The sequence below is a fragment of the Bacillus sp. G402 genome (assembly GCF_051172515.1).
GTDB classification, from domain to species: domain Bacteria; phylum Bacillota; class Bacilli; order Bacillales; family Bacillaceae; genus Bacillus; species Bacillus altitudinis.
Genome location: NZ_JBPIZC010000004.1, coordinates 246,032 through 263,237 on the forward strand (window position 1 = coordinate 246,032; position 17,206 = coordinate 263,237).

21 protein-coding genes and 1 pseudogene are annotated in these 17,206 nt (G+C 41.0%); 14 read left to right on the forward strand and 8 right to left on the reverse strand.

Annotated features, from left to right (window positions below; all coding sequences use genetic code 11):
• Nucleotides 1-72: 72 nt before the first annotated feature.
• Together recX and ACSBQP_RS16925 are read left to right on the forward strand one after the other, a co-directional pair.
• Entirely contained in the window at nt 73-864 is a 792-nt protein-coding gene (gene recX / locus ACSBQP_RS16920) for a recombination regulator RecX (RefSeq protein ID WP_268439293.1), read from the forward strand.
• A 3-nt stretch (nt 865-867) separates the two neighbouring features.
• The gene (locus ACSBQP_RS16925) at nt 868-1,182 is read left to right on the forward strand and encodes a YfhH family protein (RefSeq protein ID WP_008341991.1); all 315 of its coding nucleotides are present in this window, start codon (nt 868-870) and stop codon (nt 1,180-1,182) included.
• A 62-nt stretch (nt 1,183-1,244) separates the two neighbouring features.
• On the opposite strand, the gene ACSBQP_RS16930 is transcribed toward ACSBQP_RS16925, so the two are convergent.
• Both ACSBQP_RS16930 and ACSBQP_RS16935 read right to left on the reverse strand, forming a co-directional pair.
• Nucleotides 1,245-1,418, reverse strand: a complete 174-nt coding sequence (locus ACSBQP_RS16930) for a YpzG family protein (RefSeq protein WP_003217811.1) — start codon at nt 1,416-1,418, stop codon at nt 1,245-1,247.
• Nucleotides 1,419-1,443: 25 nt separating this feature from the next.
• Nucleotides 1,444-1,593 carry a small, acid-soluble spore protein K gene (locus tag ACSBQP_RS16935; RefSeq protein WP_003217849.1) on the reverse strand — a complete coding sequence of 50 codons (150 nt, stop codon included), beginning with the start codon at nt 1,591-1,593 and terminating at the stop codon, nt 1,444-1,446.
• Nucleotides 1,594-1,709: 116 nt separating this feature from the next.
• Here ACSBQP_RS16935 and ACSBQP_RS16940 point away from each other — a divergent pair, with 116 nt between their 5' ends.
• The 3 genes from ACSBQP_RS16940 to ACSBQP_RS16950 all read left to right on the forward strand — a co-directional run bounded on the left by ACSBQP_RS16940 (nt 1,710) and on the right by ACSBQP_RS16950 (nt 5,949).
• Entirely contained in the window at nt 1,710-1,982 is a 273-nt protein-coding gene (locus ACSBQP_RS16940) for a YfhJ family protein (protein ID WP_017358840.1), read from the forward strand.
• Nucleotides 1,983-2,283: 301 nt separating this feature from the next.
• Nucleotides 2,284-3,267 (forward strand): glycosyltransferase family 2 protein, encoded by a 984-nt coding sequence (locus tag ACSBQP_RS16945; protein WP_008341983.1) that lies wholly within the window; start codon nt 2,284-2,286, stop codon nt 3,265-3,267.
• An 87-nt stretch (nt 3,268-3,354) separates the two neighbouring features.
• Complete coding sequence (locus tag ACSBQP_RS16950) at nt 3,355-5,949, forward strand: YfhO family protein (protein ID WP_435028659.1); 2,595 nt, start codon at nt 3,355-3,357, stop codon at nt 5,947-5,949.
• A gap of 23 nt (nt 5,950-5,972) precedes the next feature.
• Here ACSBQP_RS16950 and ACSBQP_RS16955 read toward each other — a convergent pair whose 3' ends face one another.
• A complete protein-coding gene (locus ACSBQP_RS16955) occupies nt 5,973-7,106 on the reverse strand; it encodes an FAD-dependent oxidoreductase (protein WP_426995562.1) in 1,134 nt (377 codons plus the stop codon).
• Between the two features lie 206 nt (nt 7,107-7,312).
• Between ACSBQP_RS16955 and ACSBQP_RS16960 the strand changes: the two genes are divergently transcribed.
• Complete coding sequence (locus ACSBQP_RS16960; protein WP_435028660.1) at nt 7,313-7,780, forward strand: DinB family protein; 468 nt, start codon at nt 7,313-7,315, stop codon at nt 7,778-7,780.
• A gap of 4 nt (nt 7,781-7,784) precedes the next feature.
• Here the strand turns inward: ACSBQP_RS16960 and ACSBQP_RS16965 are convergent, their stop codons facing one another.
• The 3 genes from ACSBQP_RS16965 to ACSBQP_RS16975 all read right to left on the reverse strand — a co-directional run bounded on the left by ACSBQP_RS16965 (nt 7,785) and on the right by ACSBQP_RS16975 (nt 9,697).
• A complete protein-coding gene (locus ACSBQP_RS16965; RefSeq protein ID WP_435028661.1) occupies nt 7,785-8,207 on the reverse strand; it encodes a regulatory YrvL family protein in 423 nt (140 codons plus the stop codon).
• A 67-nt stretch (nt 8,208-8,274) separates the two neighbouring features.
• Entirely contained in the window at nt 8,275-9,438 is a 1,164-nt protein-coding gene (locus tag ACSBQP_RS16970) for an oxalate decarboxylase family bicupin (RefSeq protein WP_035391265.1), read from the reverse strand.
• 94 nt (nt 9,439-9,532) lie between these two features.
• Nucleotides 9,533-9,697 (reverse strand): YvrJ family protein, encoded by a 165-nt coding sequence (locus ACSBQP_RS16975; RefSeq protein ID WP_003217819.1) that lies wholly within the window; start codon nt 9,695-9,697, stop codon nt 9,533-9,535.
• Between the two features lie 166 nt (nt 9,698-9,863).
• Here ACSBQP_RS16975 and ACSBQP_RS16980 point away from each other — a divergent pair, with 166 nt between their 5' ends.
• The gene (locus ACSBQP_RS16980; RefSeq protein WP_047947015.1) at nt 9,864-10,466 is read left to right on the forward strand and encodes a sigma-70 family RNA polymerase sigma factor; all 603 of its coding nucleotides are present in this window, start codon (nt 9,864-9,866) and stop codon (nt 10,464-10,466) included.
• Entirely contained in the window at nt 10,414-10,635 is a 222-nt protein-coding gene (rsoA, locus tag ACSBQP_RS16985) for a sigma-O factor regulator RsoA (RefSeq protein WP_035391262.1), read from the forward strand. Before ACSBQP_RS16980 ends, rsoA begins: the two co-directional genes overlap by 53 nt.
• A 27-nt stretch (nt 10,636-10,662) precedes the next feature.
• Here the strand turns inward: rsoA and ACSBQP_RS16990 are convergent, their stop codons facing one another.
• Nucleotides 10,663-11,643 carry a metal-dependent hydrolase gene (locus tag ACSBQP_RS16990; protein ID WP_035391259.1) on the reverse strand — a complete coding sequence of 327 codons (981 nt, stop codon included), beginning with the start codon at nt 11,641-11,643 and terminating at the stop codon, nt 10,663-10,665.
• 191 nt (nt 11,644-11,834) lie between these two features.
• Between ACSBQP_RS16990 and mutY the strand changes: the two genes are divergently transcribed.
• Nucleotides 11,835-12,935 (forward strand): A/G-specific adenine glycosylase, encoded by a 1,101-nt coding sequence (gene mutY / locus ACSBQP_RS16995; RefSeq protein WP_017366880.1) that lies wholly within the window; start codon nt 11,835-11,837, stop codon nt 12,933-12,935.
• Here mutY and ACSBQP_RS17000 read toward each other — a convergent pair.
• A complete protein-coding gene (locus ACSBQP_RS17000) occupies nt 12,922-13,146 on the reverse strand; it encodes a hypothetical protein (RefSeq protein ID WP_008341962.1) in 225 nt (74 codons plus the stop codon). The genes mutY and ACSBQP_RS17000 overlap by 14 nt on opposite strands.
• An 81-nt stretch (nt 13,147-13,227) precedes the next feature.
• Between ACSBQP_RS17000 and fabL the strand changes: the two genes are divergently transcribed.
• The 5 genes and pseudogenes from fabL (at nt 13,228) to ACSBQP_RS17025 (ending at nt 17,156) form a co-directional block, all read left to right on the forward strand.
• Complete coding sequence (fabL, locus tag ACSBQP_RS17005; RefSeq protein WP_007496726.1) at nt 13,228-13,980, forward strand: enoyl-[acyl-carrier-protein] reductase FabL; 753 nt, start codon at nt 13,228-13,230, stop codon at nt 13,978-13,980.
• A 75-nt stretch (nt 13,981-14,055) separates the two neighbouring features.
• Nucleotides 14,056-14,205 (forward strand): annotated as a pseudogene (locus ACSBQP_RS17010) (gamma-type small acid-soluble spore protein); the annotation flags it as partial.
• Between the two features lie 174 nt (nt 14,206-14,379).
• Complete coding sequence (locus ACSBQP_RS17015; protein ID WP_136945040.1) at nt 14,380-14,640, forward strand: YgaB family protein; 261 nt, start codon at nt 14,380-14,382, stop codon at nt 14,638-14,640.
• 147 nt (nt 14,641-14,787) lie between these two features.
• Nucleotides 14,788-15,318, forward strand: a complete 531-nt coding sequence (gene ntdP, locus ACSBQP_RS17020) for a nucleoside tri-diphosphate phosphatase (RefSeq protein ID WP_008341956.1) — start codon at nt 14,788-14,790, stop codon at nt 15,316-15,318.
• A gap of 95 nt (nt 15,319-15,413) precedes the next feature.
• The gene (locus ACSBQP_RS17025) at nt 15,414-17,156 is read left to right on the forward strand and encodes an ABC transporter ATP-binding protein (protein ID WP_435028662.1); all 1,743 of its coding nucleotides are present in this window, start codon (nt 15,414-15,416) and stop codon (nt 17,154-17,156) included.
• The last annotated feature ends 50 nt before the right edge of the window (nt 17,157-17,206 follow it).

The following is a 17,206-nucleotide window of genomic DNA, read 5'->3' on the forward strand; positions in this document are numbered from 1 at the left end:
CATACCTATATCTTTCACGATTTTGAATCAGAAGAAACATCCTGACTGTTTGAAAAAAGGAGTGATCACAGGATGCCCTATATTACGAAAATCTCTGCTCAGAAAAACAATACAGAACGCGTGAACATCTTTCTTGATGAAAAGTACGCTTTTAGCGTTGATCTAGATGTGCTCGTCCAGCATGATTTGAAAAAGGGAAAAGAGCTGGACGAAGCCGATATCATAGAGATTCAATTCGGTGATGCAGTAAAAAAAGGATTTCAGCAGGCCGTCGATTATTTATCGTATCGGATGAGATCAGTGAAAGAAGTCACCGATTATTTGACGAAAAAAGAAATACCAGCACCTGCTATTAGTGAAATTATACACAAATTAAAACATTATAAGTATGTAAATGATCTTGAATTTGCAGAAGCGTATGTAAGCACCCACCGAAAAACGAATAGCAAAGGCCCGTCAGTGCTAAAAAAAGAATTAAAGCTGAAAGGCATAGACGATGACACCATCGAACAAGCACTATCGCAATATCCAAATGATTTGCAGCTAGAGGAAGCAGTGAAACAAGTGCTAAAGCTGGTTAAGAAAGAGAAAAACCGGTCCGCAAAAGAAATTGAACAGCGTATCAAATTGCAGCTTCAGCGAAAAGGATTTTCATTTGATATCATTGATAAAGCCCTTCAAGAAGCCTATGATGGACAAGAAGAGGAAAAGGAAGAAGAAGCCCTTCACTATATGCTTGAGAAGGCAAAACGCAAGGTAGGTTATGACGGATCATTTGAGAAAAAAATGAAAGTGAAGCAATTCCTTTACCGAAAAGGATTTGATCTTGATACAATTGATCACGTTTTAGACAAAGGGGAATGACAGATGGAAAAACGCTATAGTGAAATGACAGAATACGAATTAAAGCAGGAGATTGCCGCTCTTTCTGAAAAAGCAAGAAAGGCTGAGCAGCTAGGCATTGTGAATGAATATGCCGTGTTGGAGCGGAAAATTGACATGGCGAAAGCCTATTTATTAGATCCAGCTGCTATTCAGACCAAAACGACTTATCACATCAAAGATACAGACGAGCAGTTTTATGTGGAGTATTTAAATGGGGTTTTTGCTTGGGGCTACAGAGTATCAGCGCCAAATAAAGAAGATGCCCTGCCGATTTCAATGCTTACGCAAAAGGACTGATCAATAGCCATTTGCTGAGGTAAGAAGAAAAAGGACTGATCGTTAGAGATCAGTCCTTTTCTTTACTTCGAACGTTGTTTACGGACGTTGTTCTGAAGTACGATGTCGTGCTGCGTTTGCTGCGTTTCTCCGTTGACCTGAGAGGCAGAATGTTTAGCATTCGCCCATGGTTGAGGGTAAGCGGTTGTTCTTAATTGAACAAAGTCTTCCATATACGATTTCCCATTTGAACTCATATCTCAAGCACTCCCTTTGGAAAAATTAGCGTTTCCCTGATGCCCTCATACGTTCCTGTGGACGTGTATTCGTCTCACCGTTCGGCCTTTTAGACGCATAAGCATCTGTGGCCCCTGGTTCGCCTTCAAACTTGTGATTCACTTGATTTGGAAAGCCCTTTGCTTTATTACGCATACTGATTCCCTCCAAACAATACAAATCATTTGCGTCTTTTGAAGACGTAAGGGTAGTATATGAAAAAAGAGATTTTTTTAAAAAGGCACTTTCTGCTAGATGAAGGAGGAACCAGTATGGAACAATATTTTGAGCGATTAACCGAACAACTAATGGAAAAAAACAATATGCTCACATATGAAGAAGCACGTACATGGGTAGAGCTCCTTTGGAGTGATTTTGAAACAACCTATGCAAAGGCTGGCCGCAAATATAAAGGACAGGAAACGACTGAACGGATTGTCCAAGAATGGATCGAAAGCTATGGTGCTCAGCTGCATTTATTTCAAAATAAACAATCGAAGGCAAATGAGCATTTGCAACAAAACAACAAAGGGCTACTGCATTAAAAGGGTTGCCCTTTTCACTTCTACTCATCTTTTTCAATAAACAGGAAAATATATAAATAACTAAACAATTTTATGAAACAATACCCAGTCTGTGATCAAAATTACAGGCTTTTTACAATGGATAAACTTAAAATTACATTAAATTCATGTTGGTGAAAATCACTGGAAATAAAACTCTGATATAATGTAACGATTAAGGATACATGAAATTTATGGATAATAAAAAAGGGTTTCGTTTTCTGACAAAAAAGGAATAATGAACATAACAGACTATGTGAAAAAAGTGAAGAGAAGGTGCGATATGGAACGGGAACTGCTCTCTGTTATAATTCCTTCTTACAATGAAGGTGAAAACATCAGACGAATCTTTGAGGCACTCGAGGAAGAGTTTCGCGATTTTCATTATGACTTTGAAATCATCTTTGTGAATGATGGAAGCAAAGACAATACGCTTCAATACATGAGAGAGCTCTCTCACAAAAGTGCAAAAGTCAAATACATTTCCTTTTCTCGTAACTTTGGGAAAGAAGCTGCAATTTTAGCAGGTCTTGAGCATGCAAAAGGGGAAGCTGCGATCATTATGGACGCCGACTTACAGCACCCAACGTATTTGATTCAGGATTTTGTTAGAGGCTACGAAGAAGGTTATCATCAAGTCATTGCCAAACGAAACCGTAAAGGGGACAGCAAGCTTCGTTCTTACCTATCATCGATGTATTATAAAGTGATGAACAAGGTGGTCGAAGTGGACTTGCGTGATGGTGTAGGAGATTTCCGCTTAATTTCCCGTCAAGCGATCGACGCATTGCTTCAGCTGAAAGAGGGAAATCGTTTTTCAAAAGGCCTTTTTTGCTGGATTGGCTTTGAAGAAAAGGTCATCTATTATGAAAATGTGGAAAGACAGCATGGTGATACAAAATGGTCACTGAAGAAATTATTTAACTATGGCATAGATGGCGTTATTTCTTTTAACAACCGCCCGCTGCGTATTTGTTTTTATACGGGTATTTTGATCTTATTTCTCTCTTTGATTTACATCGTGGCGACCTTTATTCAAATCGTCAGAACGGGCATCATGGTACCGGGTTATTTCACTTTAATCTCAGCTGTGCTTTTCCTCGGTGGTGTCCAGCTCTTGAGTCTAGGCGTGATCGGAGAATACATTGGCCGGATTTACTATGAAACGAAAAAGAGGCCGCATTACTTAATTCAAGAATCAAATGTCATGGAACAAGAGACAAGCTCAAAAGAACAAGACCGAGTGTTAACGCAGTTATTTAAATAACGTGGAGTCAAATAACCGGCAAGCACGAAACGCTTGCTGGGTTGTTTTGTTTCAATGAACAGTGGATCTTTTGTAGAAAGGGTTTAGATGATGAAACGTAGATGGATACTCATTGGAATGTGCCTCATTCTCGCTTTATTAGGACACTCCTTTTTCTTATATGAATATACGCAAGGCCGATATATGACGGGAGATGGGGATGGCATTTCGCAAATGCTCCCGTTTAAAAAGCTGCTGTATGATGAATACGTCAAAGGAAACTTCTTTTATTCCTATCAATTTGGTCTAGGCGGCGGTACATATACGCAATTAGGTTATTATTTTACAACATCGACTGTTTTTATGGTCACAGTTGCTGTCGTCTGGCTGTTGAATGCGCTTCACCTTATACAGTCAACAGATATTCACTTTTGGGCAAATGCTGTTATTTGGCTTAGTGTGATCAAGCTGACGGTCATTCTGTTCATCGCATACCGTGTGCTTCTTTCGATTGTGCAACATAGGCTGGGGGCGCTGACAGGTGCCGGTATTTACGGACTGTCCATTGTGTACTTTCGGCATCAAACATTTTGGGAGTTTTTCACCGACAGCATGATGTGGCTTCCGCTGCTTGTGCTCGGGGTTGAACGGATTTTTAAAACAGGCAAGCCGGCTTGGTTTATTGCGGCTTGCAGTCTCATGCTGATCAATAATTTTTACTTTGCTTACATTCACTTTATCTTTTTAGCCATTTATCTCGTCTTCAGATATATGATCAAGCTTCAAAGCGAGGAGCGAGGCTGGAAGGTGTTCTGGACCCTTGCGATCTCTACGTTGTTATCGTTTGGGATCAGTGCTGCCTTTTTTATTCCGTCTGTTTACGGCTTTCTCAATAATGTAAGACCGCCGTATGAACAGGCGATTCCTTGGTTCGAGCTGCATGATCATCTGCTGTTTACAAGCAGGGTGTATTTATTGCCGGTCATCTTTCTGATTTGTCTGTTTCTCGTTCCGCTTTACCGGAACAGATGGTTTTTCATGTTCACATCGATCAGTGTTCTGCTGATCATTTTTCACTACAGTCCAAAGATCGCGAGCGTGTTTAATGGTTTTTCTGCACCGCAGTACAGATTTGAATACATTCTTGCTTTTACAGTCGGAGCAGTCATAGCCATCACCATCAAGCATTTCTGGCAAATGGAGTGGAAGTGGAAAACACGTGCGGTTTTAGGCGCTTGGATTGTATTCCTTCTCGCAGTCGCCCTTTCAGAACGAGCAAAGGGAAATATGGATGTTGTTGTATTTACCGGAATAGGACTGCTTGTGATCAGCTTGTTCTTCCTCTCGATACATGCGGGGAAACGTCTGCACCTTCATCTCTTGTCAGCTGTGCTCATCGTTGTGAGCTTACTGACAGCAGGCGTGTATCAGCAGGGCTACTTATTTGAAAGAAGCAATATTAAGAGCGTATCAGATACGTATCTGAATAGTGAGGCGTATGCTGGACATGAGCAAATGAAGCTCATTCAGCAGATTCAAAGCCGCTCAAAAGAAGATCCGCTTGCCCGGATTGATTGGATGAACGGCGTGCGCAACAACACCCCGTTATTTGAAGGCTTTCAAGGCATGAGTGCGTATTCAAGTATATTGAATCAGCATCTGCTCCATTTCTACTGGAATGACCTGCAAATTGATATGGGGCGGGAAAGTGTCAGCCGGTATGCATCAATGGGAGACAGGGCGAATTTATACAGCCTGACCTACGGGAAGTATTATATGAGAGACAAATCGATGTCTTTCTCACCGCCGGTTTATTTTAAGCCAATATTGGAAAGCGAACATTATGAAGTGTATGAAAATACACGCCCGCTCCCATTTGCAAGAACAACGAGTACCGTCTATTCAGAAAAGTCACTAGAGCATGCGTCAGCACTTGATAAAGAACATGCGATGTTGCAAGGTGTGATCTTAAACAAAAAAGGAAATGCTGAAATCGACCAATCGCCTGATCGAATAAAGGATACAAACATTCATACTGAACAAGCGGTATACGAAAATGGCGTGCTTGATGTATACGGGGAAACGGGCGGGCTGAATATCACCCTTCCAGATGATATCGCTCGCGTGGGGGATGTGTATGTGAGCTTTTATGTGAAGCGGACCGACCGTAACGAAGGGTTTCAGTTATCTGTGGATGACTACGTCACATCACGCAAAAGCAATACGTCTATCTACAAAACAGGCGTTAATGACGTGACGATTCGAGTCCCAGCTGAAAAAATCCTTTCCATTCGAGTGCCAAAAGGGACGTATGAGCTGAGTCAATTAAAGCTGTATCATGAGCCTTATCGTACCCTTGCCCAGGCATATGAAAAAGAAAAACAGGATGACGGTAGCCAGCAAGTAAAGCTTAAAAATAACCGCTTTACGATTTCATATGATAACAAGCGCAGCGATAATTACATGGTTCTACCTGTTCCATATGAAAAAGGCTGGGAGCTCACGGTGAACGGACAGCAAACCGATATTGAACAAGCCAATTACGCCTTTATCGGTTTTCCAATAGAAAAAGGCAAAAACGAGATCGTGCTAACCTACTATCCGCCTTATATCAGAATTCTCGCATTGATTTCACTCGTCAGTTTGATCGGTGCGATCCTCTATGCACGGAGAAAACACAAGAAACACCACTTTTCATCATAAGTGGTGTTTTTTTATCTTTCATCTCATACGTAAGTTTCTTCATCCCATTCAATCGTGTATTCGTTCATTTTTTTATCAATATCGTTTTGAATACTCATGTGCTGAAATAGCGCATTCAATTCTTCTGTCCTCTTTCTTCGATCCTTTTCATAATAATAGAACGCATCTCGATAATCATGATCCCTTAGCATCTTTGCTATGAGCATGGCATCTTCTAGACTATACGATGCTCCTTGACCAACAAAAGGGTTCGCCGTATGTACCGCATCACCTACAAGAACAACACGTCCTTTTGACCACACAGGAAAATCCTTTATTTCATAGATACTTCTTGGAAAGAACATGTTAGTATGATCGATGATGTCAGAAAGGTGTTTAGGAATGTTCCAATGTTCCATTTGTTTATATAATAACTGTCGGATGGTTTCTTTATTGGCTTTCTCAAAATGTTTTGTAGGTAACTTCTCAGGACACTGAGAGAAAGCTTGCCATAAAATATTCATTTTATTTGTTGGATGCGCTTTCCCAAAAATGAATTGAAAGTTTCCGTCATTGTAAAAATAACTTGTTGCCTCATCCAATACAAAATCCTTCACAAACGATACTCCTTGTAGTCCCCAAAAACCGCTATAGTCTAATTTAGCATTAAACGCAATAGCCTCTCTTGTTTTCGAAAAAGTTCCATCTGCTCCTATTACGATATCACCTGTTATCTCAGTTTCATCTTCAAAAAGAACCTGAACGGAATAAGGCTGCTGTGTGATTGAGATTAACTTTTTGTTGTATTTCACTTCTATTCCTTGACGGTGAACTTCTTTTAAAAGTGATTTGATGATTTGGTCTCTCATGACGTTCAGTAAAGGGGCATCATAATATTTTTCGCTATAATTGTGAAAGATCGCTTCTACTTCATTTTCACTGTTTATTTGCTGGATCTTCTTTATCACGGTTGCATTTGCTATCACTTCATTTTTACACCCGATTCCATCCAAAATCTTTACCCCATTCGGAGATAGTAAAAAACCTGCTCCTGTTTCTAATTCTTCATCTGACCTGCTTTCATAAATCGTACTTTCCATTCCAGCCTTTTTTAAAAATAAAGCAGTAGCCAATCCTGCTACACCACTGCCGATAATGATTACATTTTGAGATTTCATCATTTTTCCTCCCCTTTTATAAACAGACCGGTCGGTTTATTTTAGTGCAAAAAAATAAACTTTTTCATATAGGACAGCGTATCACAATTCCCCCTCTTCATTTGGTAATTAAAGTATATGATAATATGTTATAAATGATTTCGCAAGAATGAAACTAACCAATTTCTGATCAACTTCTTTTAAAAACATGAAGGGGATAACAAAACATGAACAAAGACACCGTGATAAAACACTATGAACACACCTTTGAATGGGTACAGTCACTAACGAAAGTAACAGAAGAAGAATGGCGTAGCGCCATCGCTGAGGGAAAATGGAGTATTGCTGAGATCATCGCTCATTTCGTTCCGTGGGATGAATTTATTTTACAAGATCGCCTAAAAAAATTTTGGAACAATAAAGCGTTACCTCAGGCACCTGATGTGCATGAAATGAACCGGCAGTCAGCCGAAAGAGCAAGAAAGGAAGAGAGAAGCGAGACGATCGGGCGATTTATTGCTGTTAGAACAAAATTGCTTCAAGAAATGAAGAAAATCGAAGCACCTCGCTGGACTACACCCTTTCTGATCGGTCAAACCGAGCTGACGTTATCAAGTTATTTTGAAGGCTTGATTAAACATGATCTCCATCATATGGAGCAGATTAAAAAAGTACTCTCTACAGAAAGACGATAGAGCGTCAAGAGGCTTCCTTATCAAACGAAAACGTCGCATAATCAAACAAAAAATGAAAAAACCAAAGACTTAGTGCAAAGAGAATTTCTTCAGAAGTAGTCAGCAAAATGCCGTCAACCAATTCATCTGATAAGTAGACAGCACCCCAAATAAACAAAAGGTGAAATAAAACGGCATAGAAAATGATGGATCGTTTTTTGGACCGACACTTACGAACAAACCGCATGAGCACGTGTTCCAGATGTTCAAAAGAGATCCCAAGTACAACATAGATGCCCATAAACAGAATCAACGATAAAATCGATTGATAAAAAGCACCGGTCAAATGAAAGAACAGCACACAAAACAACAAAAATATGTAACAGACAGCTGATAGCGCCATGAGCCATTTCAGCCCTTGCCATAAAGCGTGAACAGATTGTTGCATGGGTAAACAACACTCCTTTACATGAAGATACCTGCAAAAAGGACAGCCTTTTTGCAGGAAGGTGGAATTAATCCTCTTTTTTAGGTGCAGCGATGACAGGATGTTTTTCAGTATCAAGCAATTTCAAGAATTCTTCGCCTTGATCTAAATGATCCAAAACAAGCTGTTTCGGTGTAACCGCAAGCCACTGATTGAGCGAGATATCTGCATAATGGTCGCTCTTGAAGATTTCTAAGAAATAAAGCGGTTCGTCACCTGTATTTTCTACATAATGCCCCATCGCAAATGGCACATAGCCAACATCTCCCGCCTGATAGTTAAAGGTTCTTGCATGTCCATCAGAAGCAAATACCGTCATTCGAGCTTTTCCAGAAATGAAATATTGCCATTCATCCGTATTTGGATGCCAGTGCAGCTCACGGATGGCACCTGGATCAACTTTCACAAGAGCGGATGCAATCGTTTTAGACGCTTTAAAATTGGTAGAGTCCGCAATCCACACTTGTCCGCCGCTTGACGTAATTGGCTCCTGTTTTAACAGCTCATATTTAAAGGAATTCGGGACCTCTCCTTGCTCTGTTTGCACCTTGTCACACTCAAGGGAACCAGGAATTCCTTTTTGGAAAATATACTTTTCTTTCTCTGGCAGCTTGTTAAATTGTTCTTTTGTCATTCCAAAGTTTTGGAGAACGATTTCCTCTGGCGTATGGGCAAGCCAATCAGTCACTTGGAACGTACTATTTTCAGAGAAAGACCCATCATCAAACACAAGCAAGAATTCCGCTCCCGGTTCAAGTGCTTGGATAGAGTGCGGCAAGCCAGAAGGGAAGTACCATAAATCTCCCTCAGTCACATCCTCTGTAAAATTCCGCCCCTCTGCATCAACCGATGTAATTCGGGCTTCCCCATAAATCATGTACGCCCACTCCGCTTCCTTATGCCAGTGCAGCTCGCGAATCGCACCAGGCTTTAGCCGCATGTTCACAGAGGCAAGACTTTTAGAAATTGGCAGTTCACGTACCGTTACCTCGCGGGCATAGCCGCCTTTTTCTAAACGGTTGTGCGTATCAGAAAAAGAATATTTCATGTTGGGAACCGTTCCATGATCGGTTTCTGGTGGCGTGAGCATATCTGGGTTTTGTCTGTCTCGCTCGAGATTACGTGGAATTTTGACCGTTGCTCCTTTTTCTCCTCGAATCGGTTGCGGTACACCATTTTGCTTTTCACTCATGATAAAATCCCCTTTCAACATCGTATTGTGTGAGGTGACAAAAGGCCTTTCATTTCGCCCTCGTTTTCATAAGGTGAAACGAATCAAGAAGATGTCAATCTGATTCATCATTTTTTTGAACAGCGACCAATCGTTGGATGAGCTTGCTTAATTCATCAAACTTTCGTTCAAAACGTGTCAGCAAATAAACCGTTAAAATGGCAGGGAAACCAGCCTGACCAAGCTGCTTCAGCCATTCCTCCGAAAAAAAGGTCTCCATTTGTCTCACCTCCCAGCGAATGCTCGTCTTCTCTATAAGTGGTATGAAAGAAGAAATAGGAAATCAAAGGGGGAGAAAATGAACCATTAGACCCGTTTCAAAAAGTTTACTTTTTTTAACTTTTGTCCACTTAATGCAAGTAGAGAGAACAAAGGGGAGGATGCACATGGATTATCGGCTGTTATTGAAAGCAAAATGGAAGGAAATCGTTGACCACCCGCTCATTCAGCAATTTTTAAGCAATCCTAAAAACCAGCAGCTGCTCCGGCAAGTCATGGAAGAGCCAAACGAAGAAAATGCGAAAAAACTAGATTCCGAGTTCAAACAGTTTTATCAAAAAATCCGCATCATCAAGTATATTTCCACAATGATCCGCATCTTTTCAGTCGACTTTGATAAACGAGTGAAAAAAAAGCAGCAACGTTTTCCACTCATACTCGATCATCCCGATACACAAGAAGTGAAAGATCCTGTTCAAACAGATACGTATGAAGCCGTGCTCTTCAACCAGCAAGACTTAGGGGAGCACCTGCAAGACCCAAGATTGTACAAGGCCTACCAGCAGCTCACAGACAAACAAAAAATGGTCTTAACCCATATTTATGTTGAAGGTCAAACAATGAAAGAAATAGCCGACCGGCTAGGCGAAACGAGACAAAACATCTCAAACATCCACAAAAAAGCGCTCAACAAACTAAAAGAAGAAACAGGGGGAGATGTCCGTGCACGAAGACAAAATGACCAATGGAGAAATGGAAGAACTCATTGAAACCTTCACACCCATGATCAAAAAGAAACTACAAAACACGGCATATCAAGAAAGAGAAGACCTCGAACAAGAACTCTATATCAAACTCATCGAAAAAGTAGACTGGCTGATTTACCAAGAGGGACCTGGCTTTTGGGAGTTTATTGTGGAATATATGACGAAGATGTAAGAGTTGTAAGCACAAAAAAAGACTCGCTCACACAGAGCCGAGTCTTAATTTTTTTTGCAGTTTTTCTTCACTGAAAATCCAGCCGGTATAGGAATTTTTGATTTGGTGGTCCATGTCGATATGGCAGATCGCGACAAAAGGATAGTGACCTTTGCTGCGGTAGCGCAAATCAATGAACCGTACTTCATAATGATCCTTGTATTTATCCACTTCCCACCGGTAGACAGGGGAGAAGGAGAGAAAGGCTGATATGTTTTCATCTTGCTTGGCAATTTTCATAATCTCTGTATCAGGGACCGGCACACGGTTAAAGGTGTCTAAAATGATGATCTCACCATTCATACTGCGTCCAACATGGAAAGAGGATTTACATTTCACAGCAATACGCCATTGTCTAAACTTCATTGTAGGCGAAATGATTATTTCCTCAATCTCATCGAATCGTGCACGCAGCTGGCGTTTAATCTGAAGCTGCATGATGACTCTGACGATATAATAACAGAAAATCACGGCATACAGCGTAATAAACGTATAGCCGGGATGCCCGCCAATCGCCCAAACGACAATGGCGACAAGATGTGTAAAAAAGATAAACGGATCAAACGTGTTAATGATCCCAAGCGCTACCCATTTTTTTGAAAATGGACGAATGGCCTGCGTGCCGTAAGCATTGAAAATATCGACAAACACATGAAGCACGACGGCTAATAGTGTCCATAACCAAAGGTGAAGTAAATTTGCCCCCGGCACAAATGGGAAAATCACAGCCGGAATCAGCAATGACCAAAACAGTACAGCCGGAATGGAATGAGTAAATCCTCGGTGATTTCTTATATAAACTGCATTATTTTTTAGTTTTAGCACAGTATCAATGTCTGGTGCTTGGGAGCCGGCGATGGTCGCGATCATCACGGCGTGTGCCATGTGTGGATCTGCGCTGACGGCTGGATCTAAAAGCGCAAGTCCCCCAAGAGAAATGCCCATTACTACATGAGTACCAGTGTCCAATTGATTACCTCCTAGTTGTCATGCTTAGGAACAATCATACAAAGTATACGTTTCTCATCAAGACTATGTGCAAAATCACTTTTGCTTTATCCCGATTTAATGTAACATGTTAACGTATCTACAAACAGTATACAACAAATAAGGTTCTTTTCAGAACGTTAGCTCTCGGTTCGATAAGAAGGAGTATAGAGATGAAAGACATTCAAGAAAAGCTGGACCGCAAAGATATTGCGGGTTTTCAGCATGATTTAATCGATTGGTATGAAAAAGAACAACGAACACTTCCATGGCGTGAAAATCAAGATCCATACCGCGTCTGGGTATCAGAAGTGATGCTCCAGCAAACGAGAGTGGATACGGTCATTCCGTACTTCAACCGGTTTATGGAGCAATTCCCGACGGTGAAAGATCTTGCTTTAGCTGATGAAGAAAAGGTCATGAAAGCATGGGAAGGTCTGGGCTACTACTCAAGAGTGCGTAATTTACAGGCTGCTGTGAAAGAAGTATATGAATCCTACGAGGGCGTTGTCCCTGATACGAAAGAACAATTTTCAAAGCTGAAAGGTGTAGGTCCGTATACGAGCGGCGCAGTGCTGAGTATCGCTTATAACAAGCCATACCCTGCGGTAGACGGCAACGTGATGAGGGTCATTTCCCGTATCTTGTCCATATGGGATGATATTGCAAAACCAAAAACGAGAAACATTTTCGAATTTGCGGTTGATCAGCTCATTTCCCGGGAAAAGCCGTCAGAATTCAATCAAGGGCTAATGGAGCTAGGTGCACTTATTTGCACCCCAACCTCTCCTGCATGCCTCATTTGTCCTGTAAACATGCATTGCTCAGCACTGGAGGAAGGCGTTCAGCATGAGCTGCCGGTGAAAAGTAAAAAGAAAAAGCCGACTGCGAAATCAATGGCAGCGGTGGTGTTATTTGATGATGCAGGCCACCTCTATATTCATAAGCGTCCAAGTACAGGTCTGCTTGCGAATTTATGGGAGTTCCCAAACATGGAAACAATGAAGGGAAGAAAAACGGAAAAAGAGCAGCTGATTGATTTCTTAAAAGAGGAAGCGGGTGTACAAGCAGAACTTGGTGATTTAGAAGGCACCATTCAACATGTATTTACCCACCTCATCTGGAATATTTCTGTTTTCTTTGGACGTGTGACCTCTGTATCTGATGACACGATGCTGAAAAAAGTCACAACAGAAGAATTTGAGGCATATGCTTTGCCAGTCTCACATCAAAAAATATGGAAGATGGCACTTGAACAGCCTAGTCATATTTAACCGTTGTACCATGGGTATAATCGGCTTCATTTCGGTGCAGACCCCCGCGGTTTTCAATTTCAGAAATGATTTCTCGATACTTAGATTGCCCTTCTTCGTTTAAATAAGGTAAAATTTGTTGGAAAGCATGATGAAAAAATGCAAGCTCAGTATCTTTCCATTGATCCTTTGACATCATGCCAAGCTGGCTTAAATCGCGTCCGACATACATGAATGTAACCTCCTAATAGGAACTTTCCTATTAGTGTGAAGCGAATGGACGAAAACTATTCAAATCAGGAGATGAACCATAATGAACAAGCGTAAATGTGCACTAATTACAGGCAGCAGTAGAGGTGTCGGGAAAGAAGTAGCCCTTCGCCTGGCTGAAAAAGGATATGACATTGTCATTAACTATGCAAGAAGCAAAAAAGCAGCACTTGAAACAGCTGAAGAAATTGAAGCGATGGGTGTTAAAACATTAGTTGTCAAAGCCAACGTTGGTCAGCCAGAGAAAATCAAAGACATGTTCCAGCAAATTGACGAAACGTTTGGCCGTTTAGACGTATTTGTGAACAATGCGGCATCTGGCGTTCAGCGCCCAATCATGGATCTTGAAGAAAATCATTGGGACTGGACTATGAATATCAATGCGAAGGCCTTGTTATTCTGCGGACAAGAAGCAGCCAAATTAATGGAGAAAAACGGCGGCGGACATATCGTCAGCATTAGCTCACTAGGCTCTATTCGCTACCTTGAAAACTACACGGTGGTCGGTGTATCTAAAGCAGCACTAGAAGCTTTGACACGCTACCTATCCGTTGAGCTGTCACAAAAAAATATCGTCGTAAATGCCGTATCAGGCGGCGCCATTGATACAGATGCACTCAAGCACTTCCCAAATCGTGAAGAGCTATTAGAAGACGCTAAGAAAAATACACCAGCAGGCCGTATGGTGGAAATTAAAGACATGGTCGACAGTGTAGAATTCCTTGTATCAGGCAAAGCAGATATGATTAGAGGACAGACGATTATCGTCGATGGCGGACGTTCTTTGCTTGTTTAAAAAAATCATGAATAAGATGTACACCTTCTGCACAAATTAATGTGCGTGGAGGTGATAATGATGGATAAACAACAAAACAAAACAAACGCACAACAAGTGAAAAAACAAAACCAAGCTGCTGCACAAGGCGGTCAATATGGCACTGAATTTGCTAGCGAGACTGACGCACAGCACGTAAAAAAATACAACCAAAAAGCTGAGCAAAACAAACAACAAAACAGCTAATCACTGAAACAAAGGGAAGCACTTCATCTACGAATGAAGTGCTTTTCTTTTTGCCTCTCCCCACCATCCGACAAAACCTGTAAAACCTCTACATAAACAGTCAAAGGACTTCTTCCTTCTTTCAAGAAATGGTATAGATACAAAAAGTGGAATCGAAGGAAAGGGAGGAGTTAGATGTCTGATTTCGATCAGCTTGTCAAAGAACAAATGCAGCTTATGGATCAGCTGCTCGATGTACAAGGAGAACTTGATCTGTACTTAGAGACAGAAAAACAATTGCTGCAAGGTGAAAAAAAGGAAGAGCGGCATAAGCTTCATGATCAAATCAAACAGAAACGAGAGGAACTGCAAAAAGTCCAAACACTATTTACAAAACAGACTGAACAAGTCATCAATTCGTATAAACAAATGGAGAAGAGCTCAACCGTGATGTAAAAGAGTGTGCCGTTCAATTGGGTTGAATGGCTTTTTCATTTCATTTTTTAATGATGTAACGGTATAATATAATAGAGACATGTTTAGTTGGGAAATTAGGTCTTTGGACTGTTAGGTTTGTTTGTTATAGAAAGTAGGGGAGAAAATATGGGCTATCCCAAGGAAGGAGAAACCATCCAAATTCAAAGCTATAAACATAATGGCTTGATCCACAGGATTTGGAATGAAACCACCATTCTGAAAGCAACGGAATTGTGTATCATTGGTGCAAACGATCGAACAATGGTGACTGAATCCGATGGCCGAACATGGATGACAAGAGAACCGGCTATTTGCTATTTTCATGCAAAACAATGGTTTAATGTCATTGGGATGCTTCGAGATGATGGGGTGTATTATTACTGCAACATCAGCTCTCCTTTTGCGACAGATGAAGAGGCGATTAAGTATATTGATTACGACTTAGATGTCAAAGTCTTTCCGGACATGACGTATAATATTTTGGATGAGGATGAATATGCAGATCATAAGAGGCAGATGAATTATCCAAAAGAAATCGATAGTATCTTACGAGAGCATCTAAATACATTACTGCATTGGATTCACCAGCGGAAGGGACCGTTTGCTCCAGAATTTGTGGATATGTGGTATGAACGTTTTTTGCGTTATACAAAATAAGTAACAGCAGCTAAAACCTGTTTGGCTTTTCAAAGCCAACAGGTTTTTGATTGCGTACGGATAAGAGGCACTGATAGATTGGGAAGGAGATTTACATGGGGGTCATAAAACGTTACATGGCTTTTGTAACACCGTATAAAAAACAGATTGCATTGACAATGGTGATCGGAATGATTAAGTTCTCGATCCCCTTAACATTGCCTCTGCTTTTAAAGTATGTCATTGATGATGTCATTCAAGGCTCTGGATCGGCTGAAGAAAAAACATCCACTCTCTTTATTATTATGGGAATCATGCTTGTATTATTTTTAGTGATGAGACCGCCTGTTGAGTACTACAGACAATACTATGCGCAGTGGACAGGCAGTAAAGTATTATTTGATATTCGGGAAAAACTGTTCTCGCACATTCAAAAGCTAAGCCTTCGTTATTACGCCAACACGAGAACAGGGGAAATTATTTCAAGGGTCATCAACGATGTGGAGCAAACAAAGGAATTTGTCATCACAGGGCTTATGAACATTTGGCTTGATTTGATGACCGTCCTGATTGTGATAGCCATTATGTGTACACTGGATCTTAAACTCACCATTGTGTCTGTCATTATTTTTCCGCTGTATGCGTTAGCAGTGAAGTATTTTTACGGACGGCTTCGCAAACTGACAAAAGAGCGGTCGCAGGCACTCGCTGAGGTACAAGGGCACCTGCATGAGCGAGTACAAGGAATGCCTGTCATTCGCAGCTTTGCGATTGAAGAATACGAACAAGAGAATTTTCACGATGAAAATAAAAATTTCTTAAACAAAGCGATCAATCATACGAATTGGAATGCCAAAACATTCGCCGTCGTCAATACGATCACAGACATTGCGCCGCTGCTCATCATTGCTTTTGCTGGCTATACCGTCATTAACGGGTCGCTTTCAATTGGGACAATGATTGCCTTTGTCGGCTATATTGACCGGATGTACAACCCGATTCGTCGTCTCATTAACTCATCGACGACTTTAACTCAGTCAGTAGCCTCAATGGATCGTATTTTTGAGTTTATTGATGAACCGTATGAAGTAACAGACAAGCCCAATGCAAAAGAAGCCAATCACTTAAAAGGAGAGGTAGAATTTAAAGATGTGACGTTCCGTTACGAACATACACAGGAAGAGATTTTACACAATATCTCCTTGAAAGTAGAAAAAGGTCAAACTGTTGCGCTTGTAGGAATGAGCGGCGGAGGGAAGTCGACACTCGTCAGCTTAATTCCAAGATTTTATGATGTTACAAGCGGATCACTCGAAATTGACGGCATTGATATTAAAGAGTACAAGGCAAGAAGCCTGCGTAATCAAGTCGGAATGGTGCTCCAAGATACATTCTTATTCAGTGACACCATAAAAGAAAATATCGCTGTGGGAGACCCGGAAGCATCCTTTGAGAAAATTGTGTCGGCTGCCAAAGCGGCTAATGCGCATGATTTTATCATGTCTCTTCCTGAAGGATATGACACGAAAGTAGGAGAACGTGGCGTAAAGCTATCAGGCGGTCAAAAACAACGAATTTCAATTGCAAGGGTATTTCTTAAAAATCCACCGCTGCTTATTTTAGACGAAGCGACGTCTGCACTTGATTTAGAAAGTGAACATTACATTCAAGAAGCGATGCAGAAGCTGGCAAAAGATCGCACAACTTTTATTGTTGCGCACCGTTTATCAACGATTACACATGCGGACCTCATTGTGGTCATGGAACAAGGCCAGATTGTGGAAAAAGGATCACATGAAGAATTAATGAACCGAGACAGCCACTATCGCCATCTATTTACCATTCAAACATTAAATTAGTAGAAGCCTATCCGATTCTAGCGGATAGGCTTTTTTATGCTTGTCAAAAA